Origin of the sequence: Flavobacterium saliperosum (assembly GCF_900100625.1) — a bacterium.
GTDB lineage: Bacteria > Bacteroidota > Bacteroidia > Flavobacteriales > Flavobacteriaceae > Flavobacterium > Flavobacterium saliperosum.
Window position 1 is genome coordinate 1 of sequence record NZ_FMTY01000025.1, and the last position, 1020, is coordinate 1020.

Below are 1020 nucleotides of genomic sequence, written 5' to 3' on the forward strand. Positions count from 1 at the left end.
ATATAAGAGAGTAGGGGAATAATATAAATCCAGTAATTATTTAAGGAAAGATTGGTTTTTCGCGCATTTGTGATACAGTTGCCGCTAACGTCCCGTGGCTTTGCGAAGTTTGGGGATTAGTTTACCCAAAAGTATAAATTTAAGACTAAGTTTACAAATACAAACCTACCATAATTTTAAACCTTAAAGCCCAAATTTCGCAAAACCACTGTTATGAGTAGTTATAATGGATCTAATGGCTTTAAGTTTATTTTTTCCTTTGAACTCAAATCTTCAAATAACTCTATTGTATTGTCAACATATCTTCTTGCTGATCCTGAAGCTGTTAAATTAAATCGGTTTAAAATATCTATTATTTTTGTTTTTTGATTTTCATTTGCGTCATACTTTATACTCATTATAAACCAATCTAAATTAATGTGTTTTATTTTACCGCATTTTAGAGGTGTTTTTTCTCTAAAAAGGATGCGTTCCATGATTTTAGAGTTTGTATAATTTGACTCCGCAGTTTCAATATATTTATCAATAGAGTTATGAGCAACAACTCCAAAATAATTAACATCTTCTTCAATTAGATATGCGTCAATGATTGGTTGTCCAAAATAAATTTGCTCCTTTTTGTTTAAACTAATTTCACCATGGGCAATACCACCTTTTAATGCAATATTGTTGACTATTGCATTTGCAAATAGGTATCTTACAGAAATTAGGAAGAATTCAAAATTTTCAAAATCGTCATTTTTTGAAAAGATTACTATTGAATCTGAAAAACTTACAATATATATATCAGCATCTTTGTAAACCTCACCATCATGAGATTTTGAAGCTGTTTCTTCTATAAATGATTTAGCTTTTGACAGTTTAGTTAATTCATCATATATTTCGTTATGAGTATTCCTCATAACTTTATCTTTAAAGCCAAGTATATCCAAAAAAGCAACAAATCTTTTATCTGTTGTTTTCCAATTAGTTTTTTTTGTTTCTGACATTTTTAAAATAATTACTCATAACGGTCTGGAG

General features: G+C 28.7%; 1 protein-coding gene. It reads right to left on the reverse strand.

Features of this window, described 5'->3' with window-relative positions:
• Positions 1–221: 221 nt before the first annotated feature.
• A complete protein-coding gene (locus BLQ05_RS13620; protein WP_035655129.1) occupies positions 222–989 on the reverse strand; it encodes a hypothetical protein in 768 nt (255 codons plus the stop codon).
• Positions 990–1020 lie beyond the last annotated feature (31 nt).